Origin of the sequence: Rhodanobacter sp. Root561 (assembly GCF_001427365.1) — a bacterium.
GTDB lineage: Bacteria > Pseudomonadota > Gammaproteobacteria > Xanthomonadales > Rhodanobacteraceae > Rhodanobacter.
This window is the reverse complement of sequence record NZ_LMGH01000001.1, coordinates 1,266,836-1,281,613: the sequence shown is the minus strand read 5'-3', so window position 1 is coordinate 1,281,613 and position 14,778 is coordinate 1,266,836. Positions and strand designations below refer to the sequence as shown.

Annotated in this window: 13 protein-coding genes; 8 read left to right on the top strand and 5 right to left on the bottom strand. The window is 66.1% G+C overall.

What is annotated here, in order from left to right:
• Positions 1 to 269 precede the first annotated feature (269 nt).
• The 5 genes from ASD55_RS05550 to gltS all read left to right on the top strand — a co-directional run bounded on the left by ASD55_RS05550 (position 270) and on the right by gltS (position 8,083).
• The gene (locus ASD55_RS05550) at positions 270 to 2,741 is read left to right on the top strand and encodes a TonB-dependent receptor (protein WP_056764507.1); all 2,472 of its coding nucleotides are present in this window, start codon (positions 270 to 272) and stop codon (positions 2,739 to 2,741) included.
• A gap of 171 nt (positions 2,742 to 2,912) precedes the next feature.
• A complete protein-coding gene (gene ggt / locus ASD55_RS05545; protein ID WP_056764228.1) occupies positions 2,913 to 4,685 on the top strand; it encodes a gamma-glutamyltransferase in 1,773 nt (590 codons plus the stop codon).
• Positions 4,686 to 4,819: 134 nt separating this feature from the next.
• Complete coding sequence (gene dgcN / locus ASD55_RS05540; protein ID WP_056764227.1) at positions 4,820 to 5,863, top strand: N-acetyltransferase DgcN; 1,044 nt, start codon at positions 4,820 to 4,822, stop codon at positions 5,861 to 5,863.
• Positions 5,848 to 6,834 (top strand): N-acetyl-D-Glu racemase DgcA, encoded by a 987-nt coding sequence (gene dgcA / locus ASD55_RS05535; protein ID WP_056764225.1) that lies wholly within the window; start codon positions 5,848 to 5,850, stop codon positions 6,832 to 6,834. Before dgcN ends, dgcA begins: the two co-directional genes overlap by 16 nt.
• Before the next feature lie 28 nt (positions 6,835 to 6,862).
• On the top strand, positions 6,863 to 8,083 hold the full coding sequence (gene gltS, locus ASD55_RS05530) for a sodium/glutamate symporter (protein ID WP_056764506.1): 1,221 nt from the start codon (positions 6,863 to 6,865) through the stop codon (positions 8,081 to 8,083).
• 55 nt (positions 8,084 to 8,138) lie between these two features.
• Here gltS and ASD55_RS05525 read toward each other — a convergent pair whose 3' ends face one another.
• Positions 8,139 to 8,540 carry a DUF4870 domain-containing protein gene (locus tag ASD55_RS05525; RefSeq protein ID WP_056713999.1) on the bottom strand — a complete coding sequence of 134 codons (402 nt, stop codon included), beginning with the start codon at positions 8,538 to 8,540 and terminating at the stop codon, positions 8,139 to 8,141.
• Between the two features lie 277 nt (positions 8,541 to 8,817).
• Positions 8,818 to 10,191, bottom strand: a complete 1,374-nt coding sequence (gene pmbA, locus ASD55_RS05520; RefSeq protein WP_056714017.1) for a metalloprotease PmbA — start codon at positions 10,189 to 10,191, stop codon at positions 8,818 to 8,820.
• Positions 10,192 to 10,295: 104 nt separating this feature from the next.
• Here pmbA and ASD55_RS05515 point away from each other — a divergent pair, with 104 nt between their 5' ends.
• From ASD55_RS05515 to ASD55_RS18305, 3 genes are read left to right on the top strand one after another with little or no spacing between them, the layout of a single operon-like run.
• Complete coding sequence (locus tag ASD55_RS05515; RefSeq protein ID WP_056764223.1) at positions 10,296 to 10,541, top strand: DUF1653 domain-containing protein; 246 nt, start codon at positions 10,296 to 10,298, stop codon at positions 10,539 to 10,541.
• A 58-nt stretch (positions 10,542 to 10,599) separates the two neighbouring features.
• Entirely contained in the window at positions 10,600 to 11,163 is a 564-nt protein-coding gene (yjgA, locus tag ASD55_RS05510) for a ribosome biogenesis factor YjgA (protein WP_056764222.1), read from the top strand.
• Entirely contained in the window at positions 11,160 to 11,645 is a 486-nt protein-coding gene (locus tag ASD55_RS18305; protein WP_157598802.1) for a hypothetical protein, read from the top strand. The genes yjgA and ASD55_RS18305 overlap by 4 nt, the downstream gene beginning before the upstream one ends.
• A 532-nt stretch (positions 11,646 to 12,177) precedes the next feature.
• On the opposite strand, the gene ASD55_RS05500 is transcribed toward ASD55_RS18305, so the two are convergent.
• From ASD55_RS05500 to ASD55_RS05490, 3 genes are all read right to left on the bottom strand, one after another.
• Positions 12,178 to 12,606: a hypothetical protein gene (locus ASD55_RS05500; RefSeq protein ID WP_200946057.1), complete on the bottom strand. Its 429-nt coding sequence runs from the start codon at positions 12,604 to 12,606 to the stop codon at positions 12,178 to 12,180.
• Between the two features lie 3 nt (positions 12,607 to 12,609).
• Positions 12,610 to 13,095, bottom strand: a complete 486-nt coding sequence (locus ASD55_RS05495) for a hypothetical protein (RefSeq protein WP_056764216.1) — start codon at positions 13,093 to 13,095, stop codon at positions 12,610 to 12,612.
• A 171-nt stretch (positions 13,096 to 13,266) separates the two neighbouring features.
• Complete coding sequence (locus tag ASD55_RS05490) at positions 13,267 to 14,769, bottom strand: hypothetical protein (RefSeq protein WP_056764214.1); 1,503 nt, start codon at positions 14,767 to 14,769, stop codon at positions 13,267 to 13,269.
• Positions 14,770 to 14,778 lie beyond the last annotated feature (9 nt).

The window sequence follows — 14,778 nt, the reverse complement described above, 5'->3', positions numbered from 1 at the left end:
TGTGACTATCCTCGATCCGTGTCGTGAGGGGGAGAGTGGATGTCCGACCGGAGCACGCCTCGATCAGATGCAGGGTCAGTCCGCGCGGTGGCGACACGCCGACGCGGTCCGTACCCAAGCCGGCGGCAGGACACGCGGGGCGGAAGGGGCCGCCTCGATTCCCGATGCAGTACGTCAACGATTCGCTTCGAAGTCGTCGCCAGCCGACCGGGCGGTGTCACCGCCTCGGCCGACAGCATCCTGTTGCAAAACATCCGGGGAGAATGTTCATGAACAAGCGTTCCGGTCGGTTCGTTCCGACCTTGCTGTCTGCCGCGATCCTGCTGGTACTCGCCAACACCGCCACGGCACAGGAGGCCAATCCGCAAACCGGGGCACCCGCCGCCACGCCGGCCAAGGCGAAGAACCTGGGGCCGGTGGTGGTCACCGGCACGCGAGCCGGCAACCGCACGGAAAGCTCGTCACTGACGCCGATCGACGTGATCTCCGCCGACGTGCTGAAACAGACCGGCACGATCGACCTGACCCAGGCACTCGAGCGCGCCATCCCCTCGCTGAATTTCCCGTTCGCGCCCGCGTCCGACACGTTCGCGTTCCAGCGTCCGTTCGAGCTGCGCGGCCTGTCGCCGGACCAGGTGCTGGTGCTGGTGGACGGCAAGCGCTGGCATCCCGGCGCGCTGGTGCTGAGTCTGGGCCAGATCGGCCAGGGCTCGCAGGGCATCGACCTCAACACGATCCCGCTGTCGGCCATCGATCACATCGAAGTGCTGCGTGACGGCGCCTCCGCCCAGTACGGTTCCGACGCGCTTTCCGGCGTGGTCAACATCATCCTGAAGAAGGGCGCCAAGGGCGGCGACGTGCAGCTCAGCGGCGGCCAGTTCTCCGCTGGCGACGGTCGCCAGTGGCAGGGTGCGGCGAACTTCGGCATTCCGCTGGGCGGCGACAGCGGCTGGCTGCGCATCACCGCCGAAAACAGCAACCAGAGCCCCAGCAACCGCGCCGGCGTCGACCGTCGTCCGGGCCTGGCCCAGCTCGGCGTGAAGTTCCACTACGGCACCGTGTCGTTCAAGAACAAGAACCTGTTCCTCAACACGCAGTACGACATCACGCCCGGCGTGCAGTTCTACGCGTTCGGCCACTACGGCCGCCGGGTGGGCGAGCCGCGCGGCTTCTACCGTTACGGCAGCAACACGGCTTATCCGAACAATCCGCTGATCGGCCTGGTCTACCCCGACGGCTTCCTGCCGCGCGAGCACGGCGACTCGGCCGACACCTCGCTGGTGGCCGGATTGCGCGGCACCTGGAACGGCTGGCGTTGGGACGTCAGCGGCAACTACGGCGGCAACCGCGTCTCCTACAGCACGCGCAACTCCACCAACTACGCGATGCTCAATGATTTCGGCAGCAGTCCGACCAGCTTCCACGACGGCATCCTGACCGCCAAGCAGCAGACCTTCGACATCGATATCTCCAAAGAGGTCGCGTTCGGCTGGCTGCCCAATCCGCTGACCCTGTCCTTCGGCACGCAATACCTGCGGCAGAGCTATGACGTGGAGGCCGGCGACTTCGGCTCGTACTACGTGGGCACGTCGGGCGTGCGCGGCGGCGCCCAGGGCTTTGCCGGCTGGGGTCCGCAGGACGCGATCTCGGTGGATCGCCACGACGTTGCCGAGTACCTGCAGCTGGAGGGCAACCTCACCGACCGCTTCGGTTTCTCCGCCGCCCTGCGCCACGAGGACTATTCGGACTTCGGCACCACCACCTCGGCGGCGTTGTCCGGCCGCTTCGACTTCACCGACTCGTTCGCCTTGCGTGGCAGTGCGTCCACCGGCTTCCGCGCACCGGGACTGGGCCAGCAGCACTATTCGGAAACCACCTCGGCCGCCTACGGCGCCGGCAACTCGCTGGGCCTGCCGGCGGGCATCTACCTGCGCGGCCTGGTGCCGGTGGACAACCCGCTGGCAAAGCTGCTGGGCAGCGAGCCGCTGAAGGCGGAGAAGTCGCGCAACTTCACCGCGGGCGTGGTGTGGAATCCCACCAACGCACTGAACATGTCGTTCGATGCCTACCAGATCACGGTCACCAACCGCATCGCCCTGTCGAGTTCGATCTCGCTATCGACGCCGGCGGTCATCAACTACCTGGCTGCCAACGGCATCACCAATCTGCAGTACAGCGGCCTGTCCTACTTCACCAACGCGGGCACCGTGCGTACCCAGGGCGCCGACGTGGTGACCAGCTACCGCAGCGACTTCGGCGACAACGGCAACCTGATGTCGACGCTCAGCTACGGCTACCACAAGAACAAGGTCACCGACGTCAAGCCGAACCCGCCCGTGCTCGACTCGCTGGGCGTGATCTTCAAGCGCCTCAACCGCAGCGCGATCAAGGGCCTGCTGGCCGACACCGCGCCACGCAGCAAGCTGATCCTCAACGAGACCTACAGCCTCGGCAACTGGGCCTTCAACGGCACGCTGACCCGCTACGGCCGGATCACCTCGTACGGCTCGACCAGCTACCTCGACGACACCGTCTATCCGCACAAGTGGCTGCTCGACCTGGCGGTCAGCTACAACCATGACCGCTGGACGTTCACCGTGGGCGGCGACAACGTGCTCGACACCTATCCGAAGAAGGCACCGCAGGACGACGACCAGAACGGCGCCTTCCCGTATTCGTCCAGCTCGCCATTCGGTTTCCAGGGTGCGTACGTGTACGGCAAGGTGCAGTACCACTGGTAGGCAGACCGTGCGGCGAAGGTTCCGGTGCACGCCGGGACCTTCGCCGACGCTCCATGCAAGCCGCCGTCGCCGGCATGCCACAACCGTCAGTTATGCAAGGCAAGCGTCTTTTCATTGGTGGCGTGCAACCGCCTGTGACTATGCTCGAACCCCATCGTGGAGAGTGAACGAATGACCGAACAACACACGCTGCGCAGCGATGCGGGCATCGCCGGCCGCACCACGGCGCGCAGTCGGGCGCGCTGGCGCCACACCCTGCTGGCGCTGGCGCTGCTGCCGGCGCTGGGCGCCCTGGCTCACGCGCAGGAAGCCGCGACATCGACGACCACGGCGTCGAAGACCGCCGCCATCGCCAGCGCCAATGCACTGGCCACCGAGGCCGGCTTCGAAGTGCTGGCGCGCGGCGGCAACGCGGTGGACGCGGCGATCGCGGTGGGCACCACGCTGTCGGTGGTGCAGCCCGAAGCGTCCGGCATGGGCGGCGGCTTCCTCGCCGTGATCCACGACGCGGCCACCGGCAAGGACACCTTCATCGACGCGCGCGAGATGGCGCCGCAGGCGGTCAGCGAGAAGGATTATCTGAAGGCGGATGGCACGCCGAACCGCGACACCTCGCTGAATGGCCCCCTGGCCGCCGGCATCCCCGGTTTCCCCGCCGGCGTTGCCTACATGTCGGGCAAGTACGGCAAGCTGCCGCTGTCGGTGTCGCTGAGTCCGGCCATCCGGATCGCCGAGCAGGGCTTCCATCCCAGCGGCGCGCTGGTCCGTTCGATCGGCCACAAGGCCGAGGTGCTGCGCCGCTACCCGGCCTCGTCGGGCAAGTTCATGCCGGGCGGCAAGGCGCCCGGCGAAGCGGATCTGTTCCGCGATCCAAACCAGGCACGCACGCTGAAGGCGCTGGCCGCCAACGGCGCGGACGGTTTCTACAAGGGCGCGGTGGCGAAGGAACTGGTGAAGTCGGTGCGCGCCGCCGGCGGCACCTGGACGCTCACCGATCTGGCGAACTATCGCGCGAAGGAACGCCAGCCGATCGAGCTGCAGTACGCCGGCTACAAGGTGGTCACCGCGCCGCCGCCCTCCTCCGGCGGCGTGGCGATCGCCGAGATGCTCAACATCCTCGCCCCGCTCGACCTGAAGAGCATGGATGAAGCCCACCGCATCCATTACCTGGTCGAGGCGATGCGCCGCGCGTTCCGCGACCACAACGAATATCTGGGCGATCCGGACTTCGTGAAGATGCCGCTGGACATGTTGCTGTCGCCTTACTACGCCGACGGCCTGCGCCAGAGCATCCTGCCCGAACAGGCGACCAAGTCCGCCTGGCTGCCGTCGGTGCAGGCGAAGAGCCCCGGCATGCACACCACGCACTACTCGATCATCGACAAGGACGGCAACATGGTCTCGATGACCGCCACGGTGAATACCACCCTCGGCTCCAGCTTCGTGGCGGGCAAGACCGGCATCCTGCTCAACAACGAGATGGACGACTTCGCCCTGGTCTCGGGCCAGCCCAACGCGTTCGGCCTGATCGGCGGCAGCGCCAATGCACCGGTCGGTGGCAAGCGCATGCTGTCGTCGATGTCGCCCAGCATCGTGGTCGGCAAGGATCGCCTCGCGGTGATCGGCTCGCCCGGCGGCTCCACCATCATCACCCAGGTGTTCGAGGCGATCCTCGCCTTCGTCGACGGCAAGGACGCGGGCCAGATCACCGCGCAGAAACGCATCCACCACCAGTTCCTGCCCGACCGCATCGACATCGAAAAGGGCAGCGACATCCCCGCCGACGTGCTGGCCAAGCTGAAGGCGATGGGCTACGAGATCAACGACACCGAAACCTGGGGCAACATGAACGTGGTGGTGTGGGACAAGACCAGCAACACCAAGACCGCCGCCAGCGACCCGCGCAATCCCAACGGCCTGGGCAAGGTCGAAACCGCCCATTGAGGCAGCCGGCCGCAAGGCCGGTTGCAACGCCGCGAGCTGCTGGCGGTTGCCCAGCCAGGGTTCACGTGCCCGATCTTCCGCATCTTCCACTTCCCCCTGATCGACGGCGCCGCCGCCACCTGGAGTCCTCTTTCATGTCCACCCAAGGCGATGCGAAGCCTTCCGCCCAATGGCGTCCGCCGTACCTGCTGTACCTGGGCAACGCGGCCGATGATCTGGCCATCAAGACGGCCAGAGGCGTGGCCTACTGGCGCCCGGAATGGTGCGTGGGCCAGCTGCGCCATCCCGACTGCAAGCCCACGCTGGGCCTGCCCGACATGAGCATGGCCGAGGCGAAGGACCTCGGCGCGAACACCATGCTGATCGGCACCGCGAACGCGGGCGGCACGATGGCGCCGGAGATCGTGGCCGCCGCCATCGAGGCGCTCGACACCGGCCTCAACGTGGTCGCCGGCCTGCACCACAAGCTGCGCGAGAACCCCGACATCGTGGCCGCGGCGCAGCGCAACGGGCGAGTGCTGTTCGACGCCCGCGATCCCGCGCCGGGCATCCCGGTCGGCAACGGCCGGCCGCGGGCGGGCCGACGCCTGCTCACCGTGGGCACGGACTGCTCGGTGGGCAAGATGTACACCACGCTGGCGCTGGAGCGCGCGATGCGCCAGCGCGGCCTGGCGGCGGACTTCCGCGCCACCGGCCAGACCGGGATCTTCGTCGCCGGCGCCGGCGTGCCGATCGATGCGGTGGTCGCGGACTTCATCTCCGGTGGCGCGGAGTGGATCTCGCCGGCGCGCCACGATGGCGGCTGGGACCTCATCGAAGGCCAGGGCTCGCTGTTCCATCCCTCCTACGCGGGCGTGTCGCTGGGCCTGCTGCACGGCTCGCAGCCCGACGCCCTGGTGCTGTGCCACGAACCCACCCGCCGCCACATGCGCGGCCTGCCCGACTACCCGCTGCCCGAGCTGAAGCCGTGCCTGGAGGCGAACCTGGTCGCCGCGCGCCTCACCAATCCGGCGGTGAAGCCGGTGGGCGTCGCACTGAATACGTCCGGCATGGCGGCGGGCGAAGCCGCCGACGCCTGCAAGCGCATCAGTGACCTGCTCCAGCTGCCTTGCCAGGACCCGGTGACCATGGGTGTCGAAGCGATCGTGGACCAACTGCTCGCATGCTTCGCGAACTGACCATCAGCGAGCGCAGCTTCCCGCTGGTGGCGCCCTTCCGCATCGCGCGCGGCGTGAAATACGCCGCCGACGTGGTCACGGTGGAGCTGCATCAGGCGGGACGGACCGGACGCGGCGAATCGGTGCCGTATGCGCGCTACGGCGAATCGATGGCCTCGGTGCTCGACGAGATCGAATCGCTGCGGGCCGCGCTGGCCGCCGGCATGGGCCGCGACGAACTGCAACTGCGGTTGCCGCCCGGCGCGGCGCGCAACGCGCTGGACGCGGCGATGTGGGACCTCGATTCGCAACTGAGCTCGGTGCCGGTGTGGGTGCAGCTGGGACGACCGCCACGCGCCACCCTGCGCAGCGCGATCACCCTCAGCATCGACACGCCCGCGCGCATGGGCGAGGCGGCCGCGCGCATCGACCATGCCGGGCTGATCAAGATCAAGGTGGACGCCGACGACCCGGCTGCGCGGATCGAGGCCGTGCGGCGGGCCGCACCCCACGCGCACCTCATCGTCGATCCCAACGAGAGCTGGACCATCGACATCCTGCGCGACCTGCAACCGCTGCTGGAACGCGCCGGCGTGGAACTGCTGGAACAGCCGCTGCCCGCCGACGCCGACGAGCCCCTGCTCGGTTTCCACAGCCGCATCCCGATCTGCGCCGACGAAGCCTGCCACGTCACCGCCGACCTGCCGCGACTGCGCGGCCGCTACCAGGCGGTCAACATCAAGCTGGACAAGACCGGCGGACTCACCGAGGCTTGGCGACTGCTGCGCGCCGCGCGTGCCGACGGATTCAAGATCATGGTGGGTTGCATGGTGTGTTCGTCGCTGGGCATCACCCCGGCACTGGAAATCGCCCGCGAGGCGGAGTTCATCGACCTGGATGGCCCGCTCTGGCTGCAGGACGACTATGTCGATGGCGTGAGCCTGCACGATGGCTTGCTGCGGCCGCCGTCGCCCGCGTTCTGGGGTGGTTGACGATGCCATCCGTGCAATGGCCTGCGGCATGCTGATACTCGACTCGATCCAGACCGTGGCCTGCGGCGGGCTGTTCCTGCTCGCCGGCTACGCGATCCGCCGGCAGCTGCCGCTGCTGTCGCGCTTCAGCATTCCCGCGCCGGTGATCGGCGGCCTGCTGGTGGCGCTGGCGCTGCTGCTATGCCGCCAGTGGAATTACACCCCGATACGCTTCGACACCACGCTCAAACAGCCGCTGATGATCGCCTTCTTCACCGGCGTCGGCTTCAACGCCAGCACCTCCCTGCTCAAGGTCGGCGGGCGCCAGATCGTGCTGTTCCTGGGCCTGGCCAGCGGGCTCGCCGTGGTGCAGAACCTGGTCGGTGTCGTGCTGTCGAAAGCGTTCGGGTTGCCGCCGCTGTTCGGCGTGATCACCGGCTCGGCGACGCTGACCGGCGGACCGGCCACCGGCATGGCCTTCGCGCCGCTGTTCACCGAGGCCGGCGTGCACGGCGCGGCCAGCGTGGCGCTGGCCAACGCGATGGCCGGCATCGTGCTGGGTTCGGTGATCGGCGCGCCGGTGGCGACGATGCTGATCGAGCGGCTCAAGCTGCGCTCGCCGCAATCGCACGCGCTCACCGACGGCGCGCCGGCGATCTCGCTGCAGGTCGCCGGCGAGCCCGCCGCCAAAGCCAGCAATTTCGACGAGCAGGCCTATGCGGGGCTCAAGAGTTTCGTGTGGATCCTGCTGGCGATGGGCCTCGGTGCGTGGATCAGCAACGGCCTGGGCACGCTCGGCCTGACCCTGCCCAGCTACATCGGTGCGATGCTGGTGGGCGCCGTGATCCGCAACGTCGACGACCGCTTCGGCTGGTTCGGCCTGTCGATGCGCGGCATCGACATCATCGGCAACATCTGCCTGTCGCTGTTCCTGGTGGTGGCCTTGATGGATCTGCACCTGTGGGAGCTCAGCGGGCTGGCCATGCCGCTGCTGGTCAATCTTGGCGTGCAATCGGCCATCGTGGTGGCGTTCTGCTGCTGGCCCCTGCTCAAGCTGATGGGCCGCGACTACGACGCCGCGGTGATGGCCAGCGGCTTCATCGGCTTCATGCTGGGCACCACCGCCAACGCGATGGCGGTGATGAGTTCGCTGACCGAGCGCTACGGCCCGGCGACGCGCGCCTTCCTGGTGGCGCCGATCGTGGGCGCGTTCCTGATCGACTTCACCAACGCCATCATCATCACCGGCTTCATCAACTGGTGGAAATGACCGGCCACAAAAAAAGGGCGGCTTGCGCCGCCCTTTTTTCATGCCTGAAGCAGGCTCAATTCACCAGTCGCAACGTGAACGGATAACGGTACGCCGTGCCTTCGTTGGCCTTGATCGTGCCGATGATCGCCAGCACCAGCCAGGCCACGAACACCACGGCCAGCACCAGGAAGCCGATCAGGATGAAGCACAGGATCCAGCCCACGATGGCGGCGATCGCCACGGTGATGTTGAAGTTCAGCGCTTCCTTGCCCTGATCGTTGACGAACGGCATGGTGTCCTTCTTGATCAGCCAGATCACCAGCGGCCCGATGATGCTGCCGAACGGAATGATCAGGCCGATCAGCGCGGACAGGTGCGCGAACATCGCCCACTGGCGCTCGTCGGCGGAAGGGGCGCCGGCCATCGGCGGTTCGCTCGGCGGGGGCGGAATCACGGACTCGGGTGGAACGCTCATGCGCATCTCCTTCTACGTCAAAAGTTCGCCGGCCGCTTGCCGGTTGCGCCGATGCTAGCAAGGCTGGAGCTGCTTTGCCGCAGGAATCTGCGAAAGACAGGCAGAGCGACCCCACCCCAGCCCTCCCCTGCATGCAGGGGAGGGAGACAAGCGGCCTCGCTCCTCCCCCTGCATGCAGGGGGAGGTTGGGAGGGGGTTGCGCAGGCTGGCGACGAAGCCGAGATCACGAGCGACCCCACCCCAACCCTCCCCTGCACGCAGGGGAGGGAGTCAATGCCTACTCGCCGGCGACGGTCATGCGGTCGAGCAGGATCGAGCCGGTGAGCAGGTGCGAGCGGATGTCGACGTCGCTGCCCACGGCCACGATGCCGTTGAACATGTCGCGCAGGTTGGCGGCAATCGTGATGCCCTCCACCGGGTAGGCGATCACGCCGTTCTCGACCCAGAAGCCCGAGGCGCCCCGCGAATAGTCACCGGTGACGGTGGACACGCCCTGCCCCATCACCTCGGTCAGCAGCAGGCCGGTGCCCAGTCGCGCCAGCATGCCGTCGAAATCGGATCGCTCGCCGTCGGCCGCGCCCGCGTCCACCACCAGGTTGTGGATGCCGCCGGCGTTGCCGGTCGACGACAGGCCCAGCTTGCGCGCCGAATAGCTGCTCAGCATGTAGCGCGCCAGCACACCCTTTTCCACCAGCGCACTGTCGACGGTGGCCACGCCCTCGGCGTCGAAGTTGGCGGAACCCTGGCCGCGTGCAAGATGCGGCCGCTCGTTGATGTCGAGCCACGCCGGCATCACCGGCTTGCCGACATGGTCGAGCAGGAAACTGGCCTGCCGATACAGCGCGCCGCCGCTGACCGCACTCAGCAGGTGGCCGATCAGTCCGCGCGCCAGCTCCGGCACGAACAGCACCGGGCATTGCCGCGTCGACAGGCTGCGCGCGCCCAGCCGCGCCAGGGTGCGCTCGGCCGCCTTGTCGCCCAGCGCCTGCGCACTCATGAAATCACCGGCGGCGCGCACGCTGTCGTACCAGTAATCGCGCTGCATGCCGTCGTCGTCACCGGCGATCAACGCCAGCGACAGCGAATGCCGGGTGCCGCGCTCGCGCCCCACGAAGCCGTGCGAATTCGCATACACCGACAAGCCCTCGCCGGCCTGCACGCTGGCGCCGTCGGAATTGCTGATGCCCGCGTGGGCGCGGCCGGCATCCTCAATCGCGATGCCCAGCTCGATCGCCTGCGCGGTGTCGATGCTCCACGGATGCCACAGGTCCAAGTCGGGGAATGAGGTGGCCATGCGCGCCGCATCGGCCAGCCCCGCGGCGGGATCTTCCTCGGTGTAGCGGGCGATCGCGCAGGCCTGGTCGAGCGTGGCCTGGATCGAATCGGGGTTGAGGTCGGCGGTGCTGGCCGAACCTTTGCGCTGGCCGAAATACACGGTCAGCCCGAAGCCGCGGTCGCGGGTGTGCTCGACCGTCTCCACCTCGCCCAGCCGCACATTCACGTTGAGCCCGCTGCTGATGCTGGCCGCCACTTCGGCCTGACTGGCGCCCGCGGCGCGCGCGCGGCGGATCACGTCAGCGGCAAGGTCGGCCAGTCGCTCCATGTCCTGTTCACTGCGATCCGGCGTCTGGCTGAGGGCAACTTCGCTCACGTTGGGCATTCCTGGGGATTAGGCGGGTAGAATAAGCGGTTCGCGACCGCCGGCTCCCGAATTGGGGGCGCGAGCGCGGATTGAAAGAGCTGCGGAGCACGTCCATGCAACCTGCCGCCGGCATTTATCGTCACTACAAGGGTCAGCGCTACCGCGTGCTGGGCACCGCGCAGCACAGCGAAACGATGGAGCCGCTGGTGGTCTACCAGGCGCTCTACGGCGACTTCGGCCTGTGGGTGCGTCCGGCAACGATGTTCTGCGAAACCGTCGAACTGGACGGCGAGCCACTGCCCCGCTTCGCGCTGGAGCAGGCCGAGGCCGCCAGCGACGGCGACACGCACAGCAGCTGATCCTCGTTCCACCACCGCACGCACCACAACACACGCATCACAACCGGAATTGAAACCCGTGAGCCCGAGCCGCAGCCGCAACCAGTACGAACTCGAAGAAGAAGCGGACTACGGCCCCAGCCGCACGCAGCAGCGCCGCGATGCGCTGGCGGTGCTGGCGCTGGCCCAGCAACTGGTCGATCTGCAACCGAGCCGCCTGGCCAAGCTGCCCCTGCCCGACGACGTGCGCCACGAAATCGACGTGACCCGCCGCATCAGCTCGCACGGCGCGAAGAAGCGCCAGCTCGCCTTCCTGGCCAAGGTGATGCGCCGCTTCGACGAAGACGACTTCGCCGCGGTGCGCGCCGAACTCGGCGAGAACCGCGAGAAGCAGCGCCAGGAAACCGCGGCGATGCATCGGCTGGAGTCCATGCGCGATCGACTGATCGCCGAGGATGAAACCGCATTGTCCGAATTGATCGCCGAGCATCCGCAGGTGGATCGCCAGCATCTGCGGTCGCTGGTGCGCCAGGCGCGGGTGGAGAAGGACACGCCGAACAAGCCGCCGAAGGCGTACCGGGAGATCTTTCAGCTGTTGAAGGATCTGGCGCAGACAGATACATCCGACGACACCGCTGCGTGAAAATACTCTGCGCAGTGGGGCTCTGCCTGCTCTGCGCAGCGTGCGCAACCGTACCGCCTGCCGCTGAGCAGGACATCTGCAAGCACCTCTACACGTACGCCGCATCGTTACCTATTGGTTCGACGCATACGATAAGACTGAGCACGAAGGGAGCGTTCCCGCTCGACTTCCAGATGGATTGCCACCATGACACCGACGACGAGGCGGATCACGCCTTCTGTGGCTGGCTGCTTGCCAATACCTCCCGGGAATTCATGGCAATCAACATCAACGACGCCAGCAGTTGCCTGCAGCAACAGAAGATCGTCGGTTCCACCAGTGGAAGCGACATCGAGCGCTGGTCCGGCACCATGGTCATCGACAGCCCCGAAGCCGCACCCGACACGAAGATCGTCTTCAGCTATCTGCAGCAACCCGACTTCCAGAAAGAAGACTTCATCCAGTTCGAAGTCACGCGGCGTCCGGCCAAGTCGCAGCGTTAGCCGATGCGCGCGCGACCGCGCGGCCGTGACCGCGGCATATTGAGTCAGGGCCCTGTGTAGCCTGAGAACGTGGCCCACGGCGAAGGCCACCCAACCCATGCTCGGGCGAAGGCCAGAAGAGATTTAAAACAGCGAAGCTGGTCATCGCACTTGCTGTTGCGCCTGACGCTTTGCCTGTCCCTGTGCATCAGAGCAAAAGCTTTCGTCTGCCTACGGCAGCCGAGCCACCTTTCTCTGTGTGGCCAGAGAAACGTGGCCCACTGCGCCGCAGGAGCGGCGCGAACGGCGAAGCCGGCCCGAAGGGCGGAGGGCAGGATGCCCGGAGTAAAGAGAGGCCACCCCGCTTCCGCGCCTCGCAGGCATCCTGCCTGCGAGGTTCGCGTGCGGGTTACGGGGTTTGTCGACAGGGCATCCTGCCCTGACGCCAAACTGCCTGACATCCATGTCAGGCACCCTGCGGGCTGACCCTCCACCCGCCCGCCGCTGCAGAGGGGCCCCGGGTAGAGCAGCGGGCCTTCCTGGCTCGCACTCTTCAGAAGAGCCGAAGCAAAGCCGAGGCGGAGCGGAGCCGAGCCGAGCGAAGCTCGGCATCTGCGTACGGCAGGCGCCGTGCACAGGGGGCGCTGTCCTGTTTGAGGGCGTGGTGAACATCGACGGCAAGGTTTCGTTGGTCGACGGGGACGTTTCCCGGGTGGCCGGGGAGGTTTGGAACCGCAACGGGGACGTGGCCAATCTCGGCGGGGACGTCCTGAACCTCAACGGGGATGCCCAGAGTCTCGACGAGGAGGTCTGGAACCTCGGCAGGGAGGTTCGGAAGGTCGGCGAGGACCTGTGGAACCCCGGCGGGGAGGTTCGAAACCTCGACGGGGACGTGCGGAACCTCGGCGTCGACGTTCCGCACGTCCCGATGGACCGGCAAAGCCCCGGCAGCGCGGTCGGCGACCACGTCGCCGGGGGTCATGAATCAGGCTGCGGCGGGCTCCGGCGCGGCGCGGGTGCCACGCGGGCCGGGGAAGCGCTGACGCAGGTCGTCATACACATCCTGCGCACCATCACGGCCACGATGGGCTGCCTCGCGCACGCTCTGGTAATACGCCAGGTCGGCCATCCACACCTCGCTGGACACCAGCTGCACCGTGTCGTCCACGCTGGCAGCCAGCGTCTGCAGCTCCGCCGCAAACCGCAGCAACTGCGTGCGCAGGCTGCGATCCTTCTGCACTTCGGCCAGGTCGACAAAGCCCGGCACGAACTGCGCCCGGTTCGCCATGTAGGTCACGCACTTCTCGTCGAAACCCACCGACTTCGCCCCCAACCGCGGCAACTCCTTCCGCTCCTGCGCCGACAGCGTGGCCAGAAACGGCAACGCCCCGCGGATCGTGGCCAGTGCACCCTGCACCGCCGCCACGTCCTCATCCGAAAGCACCGCCGAAATACGATTGTCGTTGGACATGCAAACACTCCTTGTAGATCGCAAGCCGCCGGTCTGGCGGCGCGGGGAGCGTAGCAATCAGGTGCCGCGGGCTTGGGGCGCGGCGTGGTGTAGGGGATGGATGGCTCAGAAGGAACTGGTTTTGATCGTCTGCTTTCGACCCAAAGCAGACATTCGATCCAACACGACTCTTCATGGTTCTAATTCGACTCGCATGTTGAACACATGATTCGCCGCGAACGACCTGATTACCCGCTGAGTTTTCAGCTCATCGGCCGGGTTACTCCTTTTGGGCGAGCAGGTAGCAAGCATAGGAAATTTTACGTTGGGGTAGCCCACTCGCGCTGAGATACAGGTGCCTTCGAAAACCCCGCTACCACGAAAAAGATCCTGATCGACCTCGGCGTCACCTACGCCGGCGCCCTTGCTATAGAACTTGACCGTCACGCGCAGGCGGTACTGACAGCCCTTTATCCGCTTGAAATCCGCATCCGTGGCGATGCGCGCCTCGAAACTCCCATCACTCTCCCTGTCGGCAGCCAGATGCTGCTCCTTCAGCGCTGTATCGGTCGTGCCGTCGGCATCCGCTGCCACACGCGCCCGGGAGGAGCACGCTGGTTCCGTAGCTTCTGGAATGGCGGACACGGTGACCCAATCCACTGCCGAGTCCTTCTCCGTGGTGATCTTGAGCGTTCTGACCGTGGCATGAGGGTCTGGTGGCGGCTGGTCGATCTTCATCGGCAAGACTGCAGCAGGCATTTTCGCCGTGACCTCGCCTGCAGGTGAAGCACCCTGCGTCGCAGGAGGCAATGCTTGCTGCAGAAAGGATTCGAACGGCGCGACGTAATCATCACGTTGCAAACGATCATGCAGGAGCGTTGTCCAGAAGCCCTGATGCATCAGGGTGCTCCAGACATTGGCGGCAAAGTGCTCGTTGAGCAGATCCTGGCGACTGCCTATCGCCCCTCTTTCCTCGACAGGCAGCTGACGCTGCCGATACGTGGCTACCTTGTCATGGCCCTGATAGACGTCGAACACCATATCCACAAGGTCATCTCGCCCTGCCCGGGAGGGTGAGAAGCGGACGATGAAATGCACGATCTTGTTGTATGGCGCCACATCCGGCAGCTGGTCGGAGAACTGGTACTGACGCGGTACAACTGAAAGGCCACGTTTATCGATGAGCCCCTGAATTCGATAAGGATACGTCGTTGCGCTGGCCTTCCAATACATGCACCCGCATCCTTCGTCGCCGCCCAAATCAATGCCGGGCGGCACCAGCAGTAGGTCGTGTGGAATATCCGAATCCACAACGACCATACGGGTATCAACAGCAAGCGAGTGGGTAACTGGAAGCGGCCGAATGACCACTGCGCCCGGAGGCGGAAGGTCATTCAAGTGAAGAAGATTTGGCAGCGCGGTGTTGACGCCGAGCAGGAAAGAGACGGACACGCCAAGAAGAATCCGCAGCGCCCAGTGGATGCGAAAAATCAGTGCGACCCAGGTAGCGAGGAGAACGTTGACAGCCGTCGGAAGAACCCACCAGCCGAACAGAAGATAAAAAAATCCTCCAAAAAACGAGCTGGCTGGAGCAATGGCGAAGAACTGCAGAGCTACCAGCATGAAGGCCGCGAAAGGCAACCAGAAAAGCAGTCGCTTCCGCCTGTCAACACGCTTCCCGGAAACCGATGGCATTTTGTCCTC